At 70.8% G+C, this 15,439-nt stretch carries 15 protein-coding genes; 5 read left to right on the top strand and 10 right to left on the bottom strand.

Annotation, left to right across the window (positions count from 1 at the left end):
- Positions 1-917 (top strand): HNH endonuclease signature motif containing protein (locus ELQ94_RS11015; RefSeq protein WP_133447506.1); only part of this gene is annotated, 917 nt, incomplete at its 5' end.
- A 61-nt stretch (positions 918-978) separates the two neighbouring features.
- Here the strand turns inward: ELQ94_RS11015 and ELQ94_RS11010 are convergent.
- The 6 genes from ELQ94_RS11010 to ELQ94_RS10985 form a co-directional block, all read right to left on the bottom strand.
- Positions 979-1,599 carry a response regulator gene (locus ELQ94_RS11010; RefSeq protein ID WP_127050011.1) on the bottom strand — a complete coding sequence of 207 codons (621 nt, stop codon included), beginning with the start codon at positions 1,597-1,599 and terminating at the stop codon, positions 979-981.
- On the bottom strand, positions 1,596-2,825 hold the full coding sequence (locus ELQ94_RS11005; protein ID WP_127050009.1) for a sensor histidine kinase: 1,230 nt from the start codon (positions 2,823-2,825) through the stop codon (positions 1,596-1,598). Before ELQ94_RS11005 ends, ELQ94_RS11010 begins: the two co-directional genes overlap by 4 nt.
- Complete coding sequence (locus ELQ94_RS11000; protein ID WP_127050007.1) at positions 2,826-3,638, bottom strand: ABC transporter permease; 813 nt, start codon at positions 3,636-3,638, stop codon at positions 2,826-2,828.
- Complete coding sequence (locus ELQ94_RS10995) at positions 3,635-4,564, bottom strand: ABC transporter ATP-binding protein (protein WP_424977174.1); 930 nt, start codon at positions 4,562-4,564, stop codon at positions 3,635-3,637. Before ELQ94_RS10995 ends, ELQ94_RS11000 begins: the two co-directional genes overlap by 4 nt.
- Before the next feature lie 93 nt (positions 4,565-4,657).
- Positions 4,658-5,476 (bottom strand): esterase/lipase family protein, encoded by an 819-nt coding sequence (locus tag ELQ94_RS10990; RefSeq protein WP_127050003.1) that lies wholly within the window; start codon positions 5,474-5,476, stop codon positions 4,658-4,660.
- 136 nt (positions 5,477-5,612) lie between these two features.
- Entirely contained in the window at positions 5,613-6,032 is a 420-nt protein-coding gene (locus ELQ94_RS10985) for an NUDIX hydrolase (protein ID WP_127050001.1), read from the bottom strand.
- Between the two features lie 232 nt (positions 6,033-6,264).
- Between ELQ94_RS10985 and ELQ94_RS10980 the strand changes: the two genes are divergently transcribed.
- Together ELQ94_RS10980 and ELQ94_RS10975 are read left to right on the top strand one after the other, a co-directional pair.
- Positions 6,265-7,650, top strand: a complete 1,386-nt coding sequence (locus ELQ94_RS10980) for a glycine--tRNA ligase (protein WP_127049999.1) — start codon at positions 6,265-6,267, stop codon at positions 7,648-7,650.
- Positions 7,651-7,859: 209 nt separating this feature from the next.
- Entirely contained in the window at positions 7,860-8,195 is a 336-nt protein-coding gene (locus tag ELQ94_RS10975; RefSeq protein WP_127049997.1) for a DUF4190 domain-containing protein, read from the top strand.
- A gap of 202 nt (positions 8,196-8,397) precedes the next feature.
- On the opposite strand, the gene ELQ94_RS10970 is transcribed toward ELQ94_RS10975, so the two are convergent.
- A complete protein-coding gene (locus tag ELQ94_RS10970; protein WP_127049995.1) occupies positions 8,398-9,891 on the bottom strand; it encodes a glutamyl-tRNA reductase in 1,494 nt (497 codons plus the stop codon).
- 86 nt (positions 9,892-9,977) lie between these two features.
- On the opposite strand from ELQ94_RS10970, the gene hemE reads away from it, so the two are divergent.
- Positions 9,978-11,111: a uroporphyrinogen decarboxylase gene (hemE, locus tag ELQ94_RS10965; protein WP_127049993.1), complete on the top strand. Its 1,134-nt coding sequence runs from the start codon at positions 9,978-9,980 to the stop codon at positions 11,109-11,111.
- The gene (gene hemG / locus ELQ94_RS10960; protein WP_127049991.1) at positions 11,108-12,679 is read left to right on the top strand and encodes a protoporphyrinogen oxidase; all 1,572 of its coding nucleotides are present in this window, start codon (positions 11,108-11,110) and stop codon (positions 12,677-12,679) included. The genes hemE and hemG overlap by 4 nt, the downstream gene beginning before the upstream one ends.
- A gap of 30 nt (positions 12,680-12,709) precedes the next feature.
- Here the strand turns inward: hemG and ELQ94_RS10955 are convergent, their stop codons facing one another.
- From ELQ94_RS10955 to ELQ94_RS10945, 3 genes are all read right to left on the bottom strand, one after another.
- The gene (locus ELQ94_RS10955) at positions 12,710-13,540 is read right to left on the bottom strand and encodes a hypothetical protein (RefSeq protein WP_127049989.1); all 831 of its coding nucleotides are present in this window, start codon (positions 13,538-13,540) and stop codon (positions 12,710-12,712) included.
- Entirely contained in the window at positions 13,537-14,103 is a 567-nt protein-coding gene (locus ELQ94_RS10950; RefSeq protein WP_127049987.1) for an RNA polymerase sigma factor, read from the bottom strand. Before ELQ94_RS10950 ends, ELQ94_RS10955 begins: the two co-directional genes overlap by 4 nt.
- A gap of 62 nt (positions 14,104-14,165) precedes the next feature.
- On the bottom strand, positions 14,166-15,374 hold the full coding sequence (locus ELQ94_RS10945) for a serine hydrolase domain-containing protein (protein WP_127049985.1): 1,209 nt from the start codon (positions 15,372-15,374) through the stop codon (positions 14,166-14,168).
- Between the last annotated feature and the right edge of the window lie 65 nt (positions 15,375-15,439).

Raw genomic sequence — 15,439 nt, 5'->3', positions numbered from 1 at the left:
CACGCGTGGATGCGGCCGTGCTCCGGCAGGCGGAGGAGTCTCTTGTGGAGCTCGCCGCGGGGACGCAGCATCACCCGCCGCTACGTGCGGACCTCGTCCGCGGACAGGCACAGCTGTTCGTCGAGGCGATCGACCCGGACGGGGTCCTCCCCCGTGAGGAGGTCGCGCGGCGGAAGCGGAAGCTGGTCATCGGACGGGAGAACCGGGACGGGATGATTCCCGTGCACGGACTACTCACGTTGGAGGTCGGGGCGTCGCTGAAGCGACTCGTCGACGCCCACGTTCGGAGAGTCTCCTTCCCTGATCCGGACTCGTTTGTCGAGCACGTCGATGACCGGCTGCCGCAGCAAAAGCGGCACGACACCCTCGCGGACATCCTCAGCGCCGCCGCCCGCGTCAAGGACGCCCCCGAGCTCGCCGGGTCGGCCCCGGCGATCACGGTCACCGTCACACAGGCCGCGCTCGACGCCGGGGTCGGCGTCGGTGCGATCGACGGAACGGACACCCCACTCTCCGTCGACGCGATCGAGCGCCTGATCGACTCCCGCGGCATGCAACAGGTCACCTTCAACGAGAAAGGCCGAGTCTTGTCGCTCGGGTCCACGCAGCGGTGCTTCACCCCCTCCCAGCGGCGCGCGATCAACGCCCGAGACGGCGGATGCGTCATCCCCGGCTGCACCGCCCCCGCCGGATGGTGCGAAGTCCACCACGTGATCCCCTGGCGAGACGGGGGTCCGACCCACACCGACAACGGGGTCCTCCTGTGTTGGGGGCACCATCAGAGCATCGACAAAGGCCCCTGGGAGCTATCCATGCCGGACGGAGTCCCCCACGTCCGCGGACCTGGGCATTGGGAATGGACCCACGCCACGAAGAGCCGCTCGAGACCACCCGCCCCGGAACGAGATGAGAGATGATTGTGGGCGCTGGGCGCTGGGCGCTGGGCGCTGGGCGCTGGGCGCTGGGCGGCTAGTGCGGCTAGTGCGCGAGCAGCCCGAGCTCCATCGCGCGGGTCACGGCTCGAGTCCGGTCGTTCACCTCGAGCTTCTCGAAGGCGTGCAGGAGGTGGGTCTTCACGGTCGCTTCGCCGAGGAAGAGTCGTTTGGCGATCTCGGGATTGCTGAGACCGTCGGCGACGAGACGCAGCACCTCGGTCTCTCGCGGGCTCAACGTCACGGAGGGTCGCCCCACGCGCCGCACGAGGGTCGCGGCGATCGACGGCGACAGCGCCACCTCGCCGCGAGCGACGGACCGCACCCCCGCCAGGATCTCCTCCTGCGGCGCCGCCTTCAGGAGATACCCGCTCGCTCCCGCCTCCATGGCGGTGAGGATGTTCGCGTCCGTCTCGTAGGTAGTCAGGATGATGACCCGCACCCCGGGTGCCGCACTCAGGATGCGGCCCGTCGCCTCGTCCCCATTGAGTCCCGGCATCCGCAGATCCATGAGCACCACGTCGGGCGCGAGCCGGATCGCCTCCGCGACGGCGGACAGCCCGTCGGCGCTCTCGCCCACCACTTCGATGTCATGGGCCGCCGTGAGGAGCGCGATGATGCCGCCGCGCACGATCGGGTGGTCGTCCGCCACGAGCACGCGGATCACGCGTCCACCCGCGTTCGCGGGAGAGAGGCCGAGAGGAGCGTTCCCCGACCCGGCGCGGACGTGATCCTGAGAGCGCCCCCGCCGAGCGTCAGCCGGTCGGCGAGCCCGTCGAGCCCGAAGCCCGTCCGCTCGGCGTTCGCGTCGAAGCCCCTCCCGTCGTCCACGACCTCGAGTGTCGCGGCGTGTTCGTCGACGCGGAGGGTGACCGACGCGGTCGTCGCCCCCGCGTGGCGCCGCACGTTCGCGAGCGCCTCCTGGGCGCAACGCAGCAGCACGACCTCCTCGTCGCGTCCGAGGCCGCCCGCGACGGATCCGTGTGCGACGGAATCGCGAGTCCCGGCCCCGGCCCCGCCCGCGGCGGCCGGCGGGGCGCCGGCCGCCCCGTCGACCACCGCCACCGTCACGACGATGCCCGTCTCGCGCTGAATGCGGCCCGCGAGACGCTCGAGGGCCGCGACGATGCCCCCGTCCGCGAGGGCGACCGGAGCGCTCGACGCGACGAGTGCCCGTGTCTCCGCCAGGGTCGACCGTGCACTGTCCTCGAGCAGCTCGAGGGTCTCACCGATCATCGGATCACCGGCTAGAACCTCGCGCCGCACCCGCTGGGTGAGCAGGACGAGCCCCGTCAGGTCCTGCGCGATCGTGTCGTGCAGCTCCCGCGACAGCCGCTCGCGCTCGCTGACCATCCCGGACTCGCGGCTTGCAGCGGCGAGCAGATCCTGGGTCCGGCCGAGCTCCTCGAGGAGGCGACGCCGCTCGGCGCTCTCGACCGAGATCCGCGTGATCCAGAACCCGATGGCGAAGTTGCCGCACAACGAGATCAGCTCGATCACGACGATCTCGAGCAGGAAGTCCGTCGACCATCCGAGGCCGGCGACGTAGCCGATCCCCACGCTGAGGGCGAGCAGCAGGCTCCCGACGACGGCCCGCTGCGTCGTGCGCGAGAGGAACCAGAGGAGCGGGAAGAGGATCGCCTGCATCGTCGCGAGCGGCGGGCTGATCGCGGTCGCGACCCCGCCGAGCACGATGAGCAGCACCATCGACGTCAGCGCCGTCGGGCTCTCGTCACCTCGGCGACCGACCACGAACCACACGGCGACGAGGGCGGCGACGGCGACGAGCCCGCCCACGAGCTCCGCACCGGGAACACGGTTGGCGACGAGGAGTGCGCTCAACACCACCGCGGCGACGAGCACCGCGACATCCCACCCGCGTGTGTTCATCATTCAGCCATCCTTGCGGATCCAGCGGAAGGTGACGCGGCAGATCACGAGACCGACCACGAGCCACAGGCCGGTGACGAGGGCGACGCCGCCGAGGTTCCAGACCTCTCCCTGCTCGAGTCGTTCGAAGCCCGACGGGAGGAACACCGATCGCATGCCCTGGGCCATCCACTTGAGGGGGAAGACACTCGCCACGTTCTGCAGCCACGTCGGCAGATCCGTGAACGCGAGGTAGACGCCCGAGATGAATTGCAGGACGAGGGTGATGGGGATGATCACGGCGGTCGCGCTCTTCCCGGTCCGGGGGATGCGGCTGAGCGCGATGCCGAGCACGGCCGACGTGGTGACCCCGAGCAGGAAGACCCAGGCGAACGTGGACCAGGCGGCCGCGGTCGTCGGGAGGTCCACTCCGAAGACGACGCGCGCCACGACGAGCAGCAGCACGGCCTGCGCCGCCCCGGTGACGAGCACCTGCCCGAGCTTGCCGATGAAGTAGCTCACCACCGGCAGGGGCGTGCCGGCGAGGCGCTTGAGCGTCCCGTCACCGCGCTCCACAGCGATGTCGATCGCGAGATTCTGCACGCCGCTGAGCAGGAGGCCGGCCGCGAGCATGCCCGGGAGATAGTAGGAGGCGGCGCTCAGGCTGTCGCCGTTGTCGTCGGTCCCGAAGCTCTGCGCGCTGAACGCCGTGGAGAAGATCGTGAGCATGAGGAGCGGGAAGAGGAACGTGAAGAAGACCGAGTCGCCCTGCCGGAAGTAGGAGCGCACCTCGTTGCCGATGCGGCTGACGCCGAGCCGGACGGTCGTGGCGATCATCGCACCCCTCCGTTCGGGGTCGTGTCGAGCGCGGCTGCGTGGAGCGAGGCCGCGTCCCGCGCGCTCGAGTCGAACCGCTCCACGAGCTCGAGGTAGACGTCCTCGAGGCTGGGACGCACGACCTCGAGTTGAGGGACCTCCGCGCCGCCGTGGCGGTCGACGAGCTCGGCCACCAGACGCGAGGGTTCCGTCGTGCGCTCGGAGCGGGCGACACCGTCCTCGATCCAACGCACGACGGGCGTGCGTGCCTCGGCCCCTCCGATCTCGTCGATGGCGCCGACCTCGATCAACGAACCGCCCGCGATGATGCCGGCGCGATCGCTCAGTCGGGCGGCCTCGTCGAGGTAGTGAGTGGTGAGGAGGATCGTCGTACCCTCGTCCTTCAGGGCGAGGATGAGCTGCCAGAACTGACGACGGGCCTCGGGGTCGAAGCCCGTCGTGGGCTCGTCGAGAAAGAGCAGCTCCGGGTTGCCGATGATGCCGAGGGCCACGTCGATCCGGCGGCGCTGACCTCCCGAGAGCTTCCGGATGAGCGTCTTCTGCTTCTCCTGGAGCCCGACGGCCTCGATGACCTCGTCCACGTTCCGCGGGTTCGGGTAGAACCCGGCGAAGTGCGTGAGCTGCTCGCGGACGGTCGCGCTGCCGCTCTCACCGGTGGACTGCAGGACGATGCCGAGCCGCGCCTTCCAGTCCGTGCCGCCCCGACCGGGGTCGACGCCGAGCACCTCGGCCGCCCCGCCGGTGCGGTCGCGGTAGCCCTCGAGGATCTCGATCGTCGTGCTCTTCCCGGCGCCGTTCGGGCCGAGGAGGGCGAAGGTCTCGCCGCGGGCGATGTCGAAGCTCACGTCGTGCAGAGCATCGACGGAGCCGTAGGTCTTGCGCAGGTCGCGGACGCTGACCGCGCTGTCGGGAGGTGTCATGCCCATACTCTCCTCCCGACGCTTCTCGAGCGGCAGCCGTGCACCGGTTGTCCTCCCCATCCACCGATCGGTGGATGGGGACCGGCGTGGGCGGTCCCTCTAGGAGACGTCGACCTCGCTCGCGTCGGGCGCGTTCTCCTCCGGTGCAGGGGCGGCGTCGTCCGGGGTCGAAGACGTCTGCGCCACGAGCTGCTCGACGCCGGCGAGCACGGCCTCGAGGCCCAGCGGGTGACTGAGCAGGCGGAAGTGACCGGGTACGGGGATCTCGACGTTCGTCGCCCCGGCGAGCTGACTCCCGTCCGGGACGTGCTGGTCCACGGGCGGGTAGACGGAGACGATGCGTGCATTGACGTCGGCCTGCTTCGACAGCTCGACGATCGTCGAGTCGGTGGGCAGGAACGCCCGGAGGCTCGGATCGAGCAGCCAGCGCGCCCACCGCGACCCCGCGAACGGCGTGCACACCGCGACCATGGCGCGCACGTCGAGCTCGGGTCCGCTCGTGAGCAGGAGGTGCTTGCCCACGAGCCCACCCTTGCTGTGAGCGACGATGATCCGGCCGGGTTCCCGGACGGTGCGCTGGGAGAGCGCCCTCGCGAGCCTCTTCGAGGTGTCGACGACGGGTCTGCGGTTGTAACCGAGTCCGCTCACGACGGCTACCGGGTAGCCGCGCTCGTTGAGCAGATCGGCGATGGGTTTCATGAAGAGCCACGTCTCGTACACGCCCGGGATGAGCACGACGGTCGGCTTGTCCGCGTCGCCCCGCCGGTATCGGGCGGGGGCGGAACGGGAGAACAGCGCCTGCACATGGATGACCCCGGCGATGAGGTAGTCCACAGTGAACCACCCGAGGAGGGCTATCCCTCGCACGACGCGGTTGCCGCTCGCGCCCAACGTCCGACGCGGTTCCGCTCTCCCCATGCGCCCGAGTCTAGGCGGCCCTTCCGACACGGGGCCGGGGCTGGACAGGAGCGGGTCGAGGGCTACAGATCGGGTGCGAGGGCGCCTGGGGGACGTGGCGCCCTCGAGCCGCACGAGCGCCCTCGCTCGGGAGTCGTCAGTCGATGAGTTCGAGGGCGACGAGGCGGGCCAGGACGGCGCGGCCGGCCGGCGGGCAACGGTCGGCGGCAGCGGAGTCCACCCAGTGGATCGCGTCGATCTCGGAGGACGGGCGCGGCTCGTCATCGGTCTCGCCGGCGAACACGGCCATGCGGACGAGCCGGCCGTCCGGCTCGCCGTGCGCCTGCGTGACGACGGTGAACAGCTCGCGCACGCTCGTGGGGCTCACCCGCACGGCGACCTCCTCGAGGCTCTCGCGTACGGCGGCCTCCGCCGCCGTCTCGCCGGGATCGATCTTCCCGCCCGGCATGTAGAGGACGTCGCGGGCGCGCGCGGTCACCATGAGCACGCGGCGGTCCCGCACGAGCGCGAGAGCCGCCACGAGGATGTCGGGCAGCGCGCGTCCGGGGTCGGGCATTTCTTCAGGCTAGTCGCGACGAATCGTCGCGGGATTTCGCCACGGCAGGCACCGAGGGCGCCAGATCGGTACCGAGGGCGGTAGCCCTACATGGCGCCCTCGATCGGGAGTAGCCCTCTGGGTGGGCGGAGGCGGCCCCTCCGCGTGCCGCCCCGGCCCCTAAACTGGACGGTAAGACTGCCCGGCGATCCGGCCGCGGCACGACCACACACAGATTTTCAGGAGTTCTCCCGTGGCCTCAGCCAGCCGCCTCGATTCGGTCATCGCCCTCGCCCGCCACCGCGGGTTCGTCTTCCAGGCGGGAGAGATCTACGGCGGTTCTCGCTCCGCGTGGGACTACGGGCCCCTCGGCGTGGAGCTCAAGGAGAACATCAAGAAGCAGTGGTGGAAGTACATGGTCACGCGTCGCGACGACGTCGTCGGCCTCGACTCCTCCGTCATCCTGCCCCGCCAGGTGTGGGTCGCCTCGGGCCACGTCGGCGTCTTCACCGACCCGCTCGTCGAGTGCCTCAACTGCCACAAGCGGTTCCGCGAGGACCACCTCATCGAGGCGTTCGAGGAGAAGAAGGGCCGCTCGCCCGAGAACGGCATGCTCGACATCGTCTGCCCCAACTGCGGCAACCGCGGCGAGTGGACCCCGCCCCGCGACTTCAACATGATGCTGAAGACCCACCTCGGCCCCGTGGAGGACGAGTCCGGCCTCCACTATCTGCGCCCCGAGACGGCCCAGGGCATCTTCGTGAACTTCGCCAACGTGCTGCAGTCGGCGCGCGTCAAGCCGCCGTTCGGAGTCGGCCAGATCGGCAAGTCCTTCCGCAACGAGATCACGCCGGGAAACTTCATCTTCCGTACGCGTGAGTTCGAGCAGATGGAGCTCGAGTTCTTCGTCGAGCCCGGCACGGACGAGGAATGGCACCAGCACTGGATCGACTATCGGATGAACTGGTACACCGATCTCGGCATCGACCCGGAGAACCTCCGGCTCTTCGAGCACCCGCAGGAGAAGCTCTCCCACTACTCGAAGCGCACCGTCGACATCGAGTACAAGTTCGGTTTCACCGGCAGCGAGTGGGGCGAGCTCGAGGGCGTCGCCAACCGGACGGACTTCGACCTCACGACGCACGCGAAGCATTCGGGCAAGGACCTGTCGTACTTCGACCAGACGAAGAACGAGCGCTGGGTCCCCTACGTCATCGAGCCGGCGGCCGGCCTCACGCGCTCGCTCATGGCCTTCCTCGTCGACGCCTACGTGGAGGAGGAGGTGCCGAACGCGAAGGGCGGCACCGACAAGCGCACGGTGCTGAAGCTCGACCCGCGTCTGGCGCCCGTGAAGGTGGCCGTTCTGCCCCTCAGCCGCAACGAGGCGCTGTCGCCGCTGGCCCGCCAGGTCGCCGCCGAACTGCGCGATCAGTGGAACGTGGACTTCGACGACTCCGGGGCGATCGGACGACGTTACCGGCGCCAGGACGAGATCGGTACCCCCTTCTGCGTCACGGTCGACTTCGACTCGCTCGAGGACAACGCCGTGACCGTGCGCGACCGCGACACGATGCAGCAGGAACGCGTGCCGATCGACACCCTCTTCGGCTACCTCGCCCAGCGTCTGCGCGGGGCCTGAGCGCCGAGGAGAGCGGTCTGGGGCGTAGGTCGTCCGACTCGCAGTGACCCACGGAGAGGGGGTGCGTGAGGAGCGGATCGACGGGAGACCTGGTCAGGGAGCGGAACGGTAGACCCCTAGCATGGGTACTACCACCCATTCGGGCGCGTTGACAGCATTTCGTGAGGAATGCCACGCTTGACCGGAATCCCCCATCGAAGGAGACACCCATGTCCGACCCCAACGCGTCGAACCCCCCGTCCTACCAGCCCGCGCAGCCGTACCAGAACAACGGCGCCGCGCAGGGCTACGGCCAGCAGCCGCAGTCGTCGAAGACCAACCTCCTCGCGATCCTGTCGCTCGTGGGTGCGTTCGTCTTCTCGCTCGCCGGCCTCATCCTCGGCATCATCGCGCTCAAGCAGATCAAGCAGACGGGTGAGCAGGGCCGTGGCCTCGCCCTCGCCGGCATCATCATCAGCGCGCTCTCGATCGTGATCAGCATCATCGCGATCATCGTCCTCGCCGCAGCAGGCAGCGCGTCGATGGACATGTACAGCGACATGTAATCGTTCCCTCACCGGAACACGGAGCGCCTCTCGCCATCGCGGGGGGCGCTCCGTCGTTTCACCGGCGGCCCCACGAGTCCGTCACGAGCGCTGCAGCTTCCGCCGAGCGCTACACGAATTCCTGGCGCGTTCGTCGATCCCTGTAGCGCTCGACGGAAGGGAGCGGGTGGGAGGACCCGGAGGGCGGCTCCGGGAGCGGTTCTCAGGCGGTGTCGCCGGCGGCGGACGGGGACTGGCCCTGCGCGCGCGACTCGAGCGACATGCTCGCGTCGATGCCGAAGAGGGCGTCGAGCGCATCGACGTAGCGCTCGTGGTCGCCGGCGTGCGCGGCGTCGCGCGCCCGCACCATCGGCGTGTGCAGGAGGACGCCGGCGAGGTGACGGAGGGCCTGCTCGGTGCGACCGTCGTCGTCGCCCCGCGAACGGGCGCGGTCGATCTCGGCGTCGAGGATGCCGAACACGTGCTGACGCAACGCGATCACGGCGGGGGTCAGGGTGATCTCGTCCGTCACGGTCGTGTACTTCTCGGCCGCGCGGCTGACGATGCGGCGCGCGTCGTCCGTGGCCTGCAGCTCCTCGAGGGGAGCATGGATCCGGATGGTCTCGAGGTCGAGCAGTTCCACGCCGTGCACGGTCGCGACGGAGGGGTCGACGTTACGTGGCAGGCCGAGGTCGATCACGAGCTGGCGACCGGTGTGCACGGGGCACTCCTCGGCGCTCGGATCGGTCGCCTCGCCGGCACGACTCACGGGGGCGGCGTGACGCGCGGCCGCCGGCGACGCGTCGTCGTGCTCCACGACGACGGCCGCGACGGTCCGCTCCGTCTCGTCGTCCACGATCGTGACGGCGGCGGTCGGCGGGTTCGCGACGTGCGGGTGGGAACCACCGATCTCACGGCGGCCCGCTTCGAGGATCCCGGCGTCCAGCACGGAGCCGGACGCGGTCGTGCACGTGACGACGAGGCCCGAGATCGCGGCCTCCCTGGCGAAGTCGGCCTGCTCGACGAGGCGGATGCCGTGCCGCGCGGCGAAGCGCTCACCGCGACCGGAGGGGGAGTAGACGCCGATGTCGGTCGCGCCGCGATCGGCGATGGCGGCGAGGCTCGCCCCCGCGTAGGCGCCCGTCCCCACGAGGAGTACGCGCACGGCGCTCCAGTCCTCGACGCGCGACTCCGCGAGGTCGAGGGCGAGGCGCACGAGCGAGCGGCCGGCGCGACCGATCGGTGTGCTGTTCTTGACGCCGCGAGAGGTCTGCGACGCCCGCTGGAACGCCCGCTCGAGGTCGGAGGACGTGGTACCGGCGGCGCGAGCGCGCTCGAGGGCCCGCCGCACCTGGCCGGCGATCTCGCCCTCTCCGACGACGACGGATTCAAGTCCGGACGCGACGGCGAAGAGGTGCTCGGCCGCGCCACGGCCGACGTGCATGTCGAGCGTGCCCGTGAGCTCGTCGCTCTCGAGATCGGTGGAGCGGCGGATGGCGTCGACCGTGGCCTCGAGCGCACGCTGCTCGAATCCGTCGGCGGGCTCGTCCACGTCGATGTACGCCTCGAAGCGGTTGCAGGTGGCGACGACGACGGCGCCGGCGAGGCTCTCGTCGTGGCCGGTGATGCGCTGAGCGATGGTGCCCGGGTCGACAGCGAGCCTCTCGAGGAGGTCGAAGCTGGCGTTCTTGTGATTCGCCGTCAGACAGATCAGCACCCCTCCATTCTACGGTGCGTCGAACACCGTGGGGTCCGCCGGTTCCACGCGGGCGTCGTCCAGGCCCGGGATGGGAGGATGGAGGGGTGAAGCTCGACCAGAACCACCCCCTCGTCTCCGGCCGCACGAGTGCGTCGCGGCTCGTCCGCGCCTACCGCGGCGACCGCCCCGACGTGACCCCCGTGTGGTTCATGCGCCAGGCGGGCCGTTCCCTCCCGGAGTACCGCGAGCTGCGCGTGGGCACCCGCATGCTCGACGTGTGCCTCACCCCGCACCTCGCGAGCGAGATCACGCTCCAGCCGATCCGACGCCACCACACGGACGCCGCCATCTTCTTCTCCGACATCGTCGTACCGCTGAAGCTCGTGGGAGTGGACGTGGAGATCGTGGCCGGCAAGGGACCGGTGCTCGGGAAGGCCGTGCGCACCGCCGCCGACGTGGACGAGCTCACGTCCCTCGATCCCGCGGTCCTCGACGAGGCGCTCGAGCCCGTGCGCGAGGCCGTGCGCCTCACCGTCGCCGGGCTCGCCGCCGACCACGGCGATACGCCCCTCATCGGTTTCGCCGGTGCCCCCTTCACCCTCGCGGCCTACCTCGTGGAGGGCGGCCCCTCGAAGGACCACATCCACGCGCGCACCCTGATGCACGCGGACCCCGCGGCCTGGGCGAAGCTCATGGCGTGGACCGCGGACATCACGGGCCGCTTCCTCGAGGCGCAGGTGCTCTCCGGTGCCTCAGCCGCGCAGCTCTTCGACTCCTGGGCCGGCGCGCTCTCCCTCGCCGACTACACGAACTTCGTGGCGCCCGCGTCCGCCGCGGCGCTCGAGCGCGTCCGTGCGCTCCATGTCGAGCCCGTCGACGGGGGACCCGCGCAGTCGGTCCCGCTCATCCACTTCGGCGTCGGCACCGGCGAGCTCCTGAAGGCGATGCACGACATCGGGGCCGACGCGGTCGGTGTGGACTACCGCATCCCCCTCGACGAGGCGAACCGTCGCCTCGGCGGACTCGTGCCCGTCCAGGGCAACGTCGATCCCGCACTCCTCTCGGCCCCGTGGGACGTGCTCGAGGCGCACATCGTCGACGTGCTCGAGCGTGGCCGGAGCGCGCCGTCCCACGTCCTGAACCTCGGCCACGGCGTGCCGCCCGAGACCGATCCCGACGTGCTCAGCCGCGTCGTGGAGTTCGTGCACGGCTACTCGCACGACCGCTCGGCCGGATGACCGCCGCGGCCTCGGCGTCGTCCTCCCTCGAGCCGCTGCACGTCGTCGTCATCGGCGGAGGCATGGCGGGACTCGTCGCCGCCCTCGACTGCGCGCGGGTGGGGCTGCGGGTCACCGTGCTGGAGGGCTCCGACCGGCTCGGCGGGGCGTTGCGCTCAGAGGAGATCGGCGGGATCCCCGTCGAGGTCGGCGCGGAGAGCTACGCGACGCGCGGCGGAACGGTGCGCGCGCTCGCGGAGAGCGTGGGCCTCGGCGACCGTATCGTGACGCCGAATCCGGCGGGCGCGTGGGTGGCCGCGTCCACGGGGGTCTTCGCGCCGCTGCCGAAGGCGGGGATCGTCGGAATCCCCTCGAACCCGTTCGCGGAGGACGTGCGCGCCGTGATCGGGTGGCGCGGCGCCCTGCGCGCCTACCTCGACCGGGTCATCCCGGTGCTCAGCGTCGGTCGTGTGCACGATCTCGGCGCGCTCGTGTCGCGCAGGATGGGCCGGGCGGTTCGGGACAACCTCGTCGCCCCCGTGACGATGGGCGTCTACTCGTCCGATCCCGAGGCGCTCGACGTGACCTTCGCAGCCCCCGGGCTCAACAAGGCCCTGACCCGCACCGGTTCGCTCTCCGGCGCCGTCGCGTCGATGCGCGCCGCGTCGCGCGCGGGGTCGAACGTCGAGGGGATCGCAGGCGGCATGTCGGCGCTCGTCGACGCGCTCATCGCCGAGCTCGAGGGAGCCGATGGAGTCGAGATCCGGCGGAACGCTCCGGTGGAGACGCTCCGCCGCACGGACGACGGCTGGATGGTGACCGTCACCGATGCGACCCCGGACGACTCGGGTTCTGGGAATCCGACCACGCCGCTCCCTGAGCCCGTCGACGGGCTCAGGGATCCCGAGAACGACGCCGGCCCGAGCGCGATCCACGCCGACTACGTCATCGTCGCGGTGCCCGAGGCACCGGCGCTCGCGCTCCTCGCGGAACTGGAACCCGCGCTCTCCGACGTCGTCCCCGTCGACCCGCCGCGTGTGGACCTCGTGACGCTCGTGCTCGACGACGAGCGGCTCGACGCCCACCCCCGCGGGACGGGCATGCTCGTGGCGCCTGGCGCCGGTCTCACCGCGAAGGCGATGACGCACGCGACCGCGAAGTGGCCGTGGCTCGCGGAGCAGGCGCGCGCGGTCGCGCCGCATCGTCACGTGCTCCGCGTCTCGTTCGGCAAAGCCGGCGAGAACACGGTCGCGCACCTCGACGATCCGGCCCTCGTGGAGATCGCGATCCGTGACCTCTCGACGATGCTCGGGATCGAGCTCGACCCATCGACCGTCGTCGAGTCGCGCCGCACCACCTGGGCGAACGCCGTGCCGGGTGCCGTCATCGGTCAGCGTGCCCGGTCGGAGCAGCTCCGCGAGCGCATCCTCGCGATCGGCGACCTCGACGTCACGGGCGGCTGGCTCTCGGGCACGGGCCTCGCCGCTGTCGTCCCGGATGCGCTCGCCGCGGCCGGCCGCGTCCGCCACCTCATCGCCCAGCGGCTGCTGGACGACGTGGTGGGCGGTGGCGCGGCCGACGAGCGGTAGCGAGGACGCCGGTCACCGGCGGGTGGTCGCCTATTCCGGCACGATCGGCCGGGCATCGTCCAGCACGGTGCCGTCGGTGAGCGTCACGCGGTAGTCGACGTCGAGGACGGTCGTCATGTCGTCGCCGTCTCCCGGGACGAAGACGCTGCCGGGCCACCAGGCCAGATACCGGCCGTCCTGGACGGTCGCGTGCACGAGGTCCCCGTCGGGGGTCGTGATGTCCACACCCTCCACGTCCGGCCCGACGTCGCCGATCGTGAACGACACGGTCGGTGAGGCCTCGATTCCGGGGAAGCTGCGGCCGGCGAATTCCGCCAGGGAGCCCCCGGTGATCTCATCGCCGACGGGGACGGCCCCCTCGCCCCCGCTCATGGCCCACATCGGCGAGCCGGGGTCGGTCGTGCCGGTCGGCAGGTGGACGAGACACGCGATGTGTGTGGATCCGTCCGCGACCGCGGCGACGGCGATCCACTCCCCCCGACGCTCGGCGAGCACGGTGTCGGCGTCGGCCTGGCCGCTCGCATCGAGGCACGCTGTGGCGGCGAGGTCGCGTTCCGCGACGTCGAGGGAAGCGGGCGTCGCCGTCCACGAGGCGTAGGCGGCGTCGGAGGGTGCGAGCGCCCCCACGACGAGGGCACCGCCGATCGAGACGGCCGCCGCTGCGGCGGTGGCGGCGATCCATGAGCGACGGCGCGATGAGCGAGGTCGCGGTGTGGCCCCGGGAGCGGTGGGGGTGGCGGGGTCGGAGGCGATGATCTGCTCGCGGCGAGCGTCGGCGCGTCGACGGGCCGTGTCGTCGAGCACGAACCCGGGTGCGGGGTCGAGACCGGCGAGGGCGCGGGTGATGGTGTCGTTCGTCATGCGGGGAGTTCCGTTCTGCTGGTCTCGACGGCGGTGCCGGAGGCGGGGGAGAGCCGGGGGTGGTCGAGATGCCTCCGCAACGAGGCACGAGCCCGATGGAGGCGAACCCGGTATGCGGCGGTGGAGATGCCGAGGACGCGGCTCGCGTCTCCGGCGGGGAGGGCCTCCCACGTGGCGAGGGACAACACCTCCTGCTGCTCCGGGGTGAGGAGGGGCCAGGCGCTGGCGAGGTCGAGCCGGAGGTCGGTGACGTCGGTCCGTTCATCACCCGCCGCCGCGGCCTCTGCGATGGCGACGCCCAGCCGTTCATAGCGTTCGCGCGCGCGACGATCGTTGAGGAGGCAGTGACGAGCGACCCCGAAGAGCCAGGCACGCGCGGCGTCGTGCGTCGTGGGCATGTCGTCGAAGCGGCGCCAGGCCACGAGGAAGGCCTCGTGGACGATGTCCTCCGCGAGGTCGGGAGGGGAACGGCGTCGGGCGAATCGGAGGACGTCGAGGTAGGCGTCGTCGTACAGGGTGGAGAAGCGCGCGGCGCGTTCCCGATCCGTGGTGGGTGGGCTCATACTCAGGACATGTTCCCGCGGCGCCGGGTGTTACACGGCGAAGGGGCCGACGGTCGCTCGGATCACTCCGGGAGCGTGATCGCGTCGTCGATCCAGGTGATCGGCTCCCACGCGCCGTCCTCGCTGTTCGAGAGGACGGCGACGGTGAGGCCCGTCGCCGGGTAGAACCGGATGATCGCGCTCGCCCCCGCGTTGATGCCGTCCTTGTAGAAGGAGCGCAGCTCCCCGGCCGGGGTCACCTCGAACTCGAGACCGAAGCCGTAGGCGAGCTCGGCGGTCTCGCCGGCGCCCGCCTCGTCGTCCGCATGGTGGAGCACCTGCGGGCTCAGGAACTCGGTGGTCCACTTCTTCGGCAGGAGCTCGCCGCCCCGGATCGCGTTCACGAACCGCACGAGGTCGGCGGCCGTCGAGTGCGCGCCGCCGTCGGGAGAGCCGATGGGTGGGTAAGAGTAGATATTCGCGCGCCAGCCGACGATGGGGCCGGTGGGCCGATCCTCCTCGTGCTCGACATCCTCCTCGTGCTCGTCCGACGCGCCGTCGGGCTCGTCGCGGACCGGGTCCCAGCCCTCCGCGACGTTCGCTGTGGCCTCCCGCATGTCGAAGAAGCCCGAGGAGGTCATGCCGGCCTTCTCGAACACGTCGGTGCGGATGACGTCGCGGTAGGAGCGGCCCGTCACGCGTTCGATCGCGAGGCCGGCGAGGACGTACCCGACGTTGCAGTAGCGGCAGTCGACGCCCGGCTCGGCCCGAGGCGGCTTGTGGGCGAACTGGGGGAGGAAGTCGGCGGTGTCCGTCACCGAGTAGTTCGGCCGGTCGGCCCACAGCTCCTCGTAGGACTCGCCGTCCTCCTCGTCGGCGTCGTCGGCGATTCCGGAGGTGTGGGTGAGGAGGTGCCGCAGGGTCACGTCGTGGGAGATGGTCGTGCCATCGAGGTCGACGTAGTCGTGGATCGACGCGTCGAGGTCGAGCGCACCGGCGGCCACCTGCTGCAGGACGGCCGCCGAGGTGAAGAGCTTCGTGATGGAGGCGACGTCGAAGCGCATATCCGTCGTGACCGGGGTGTTCCAGCGACGAGACGCCGTGCCGAACGCCTTCTCGAGGAGGGGGAGGTCGCCCTCCGTGATGAGCACGACACCCGAGAACTCGTCGTCCGCCGCGAGCTCAGCGATGTCGGCGGCGACGGAGTCGAGCCGTTCGGCGAGGAGGCTCGCCGGGAGGACGGGGAGGGGTGCGAGGCGATCGTCCGCCGGGGTCGCGGGGGTGTTCTGCATGCTCCGAGGCTAGCGGTGCGTCCTGATCGTGATCGATCCGCCATTGACTGAAACCGATTTCTGTG

Origin of the sequence: Labedella endophytica (assembly GCF_003990045.1) — a bacterium.
Lineage (GTDB): Bacteria > Actinomycetota > Actinomycetes > Actinomycetales > Microbacteriaceae > Labedella > Labedella endophytica.
The sequence above is the reverse complement of the archived record's forward strand: the minus strand, read 5'-3'. Positions and strand labels throughout refer to the sequence as shown.

What these genes read in the sequence shown, in the direction of transcription:
- hemG (WP_127049991.1), top strand. Translation starts at nt 11,108, where the DNA reads ATGACCGCCGCGGCCTCGGCGTCGTCCTCCCTCGAGCCGCTGCACGTC.
- ELQ94_RS11005 (WP_127050009.1), bottom strand. Translation starts at nt 2,825, where the DNA reads ATGATGAACACACGCGGGTGGGATGTCGCGGTGCTCGTCGCCGCGGTG.
- ELQ94_RS10985 (WP_127050001.1), bottom strand. Translation starts at nt 6,032, where the DNA reads ATGCCCGACCCCGGACGCGCGCTGCCCGACATCCTCGTGGCGGCTCTC.
- ELQ94_RS10990 (WP_127050003.1), bottom strand. Translation starts at nt 5,476, where the DNA reads ATGGGGAGAGCGGAACCGCGTCGGACGTTGGGCGCGAGCGGCAACCGC.
- ELQ94_RS10950 (WP_127049987.1), bottom strand. Translation starts at nt 14,103, where the DNA reads ATGAGCCCACCCACCACGGATCGGGAACGCGCCGCGCGCTTCTCCACC.
- ELQ94_RS10975 (WP_127049997.1), top strand. Translation starts at nt 7,860, where the DNA reads ATGTCCGACCCCAACGCGTCGAACCCCCCGTCCTACCAGCCCGCGCAG.
- ELQ94_RS10995 (WP_424977174.1), bottom strand. Translation starts at nt 4,564, where the DNA reads ATGGGCATGACACCTCCCGACAGCGCGGTCAGCGTCCGCGACCTGCGC.
- ELQ94_RS11000 (WP_127050007.1), bottom strand. Translation starts at nt 3,638, where the DNA reads ATGATCGCCACGACCGTCCGGCTCGGCGTCAGCCGCATCGGCAACGAG.
- ELQ94_RS10945 (WP_127049985.1), bottom strand. Translation starts at nt 15,374, where the DNA reads ATGCAGAACACCCCCGCGACCCCGGCGGACGATCGCCTCGCACCCCTC.
- ELQ94_RS10955 (WP_127049989.1), bottom strand. Translation starts at nt 13,540, where the DNA reads ATGACGAACGACACCATCACCCGCGCCCTCGCCGGTCTCGACCCCGCA.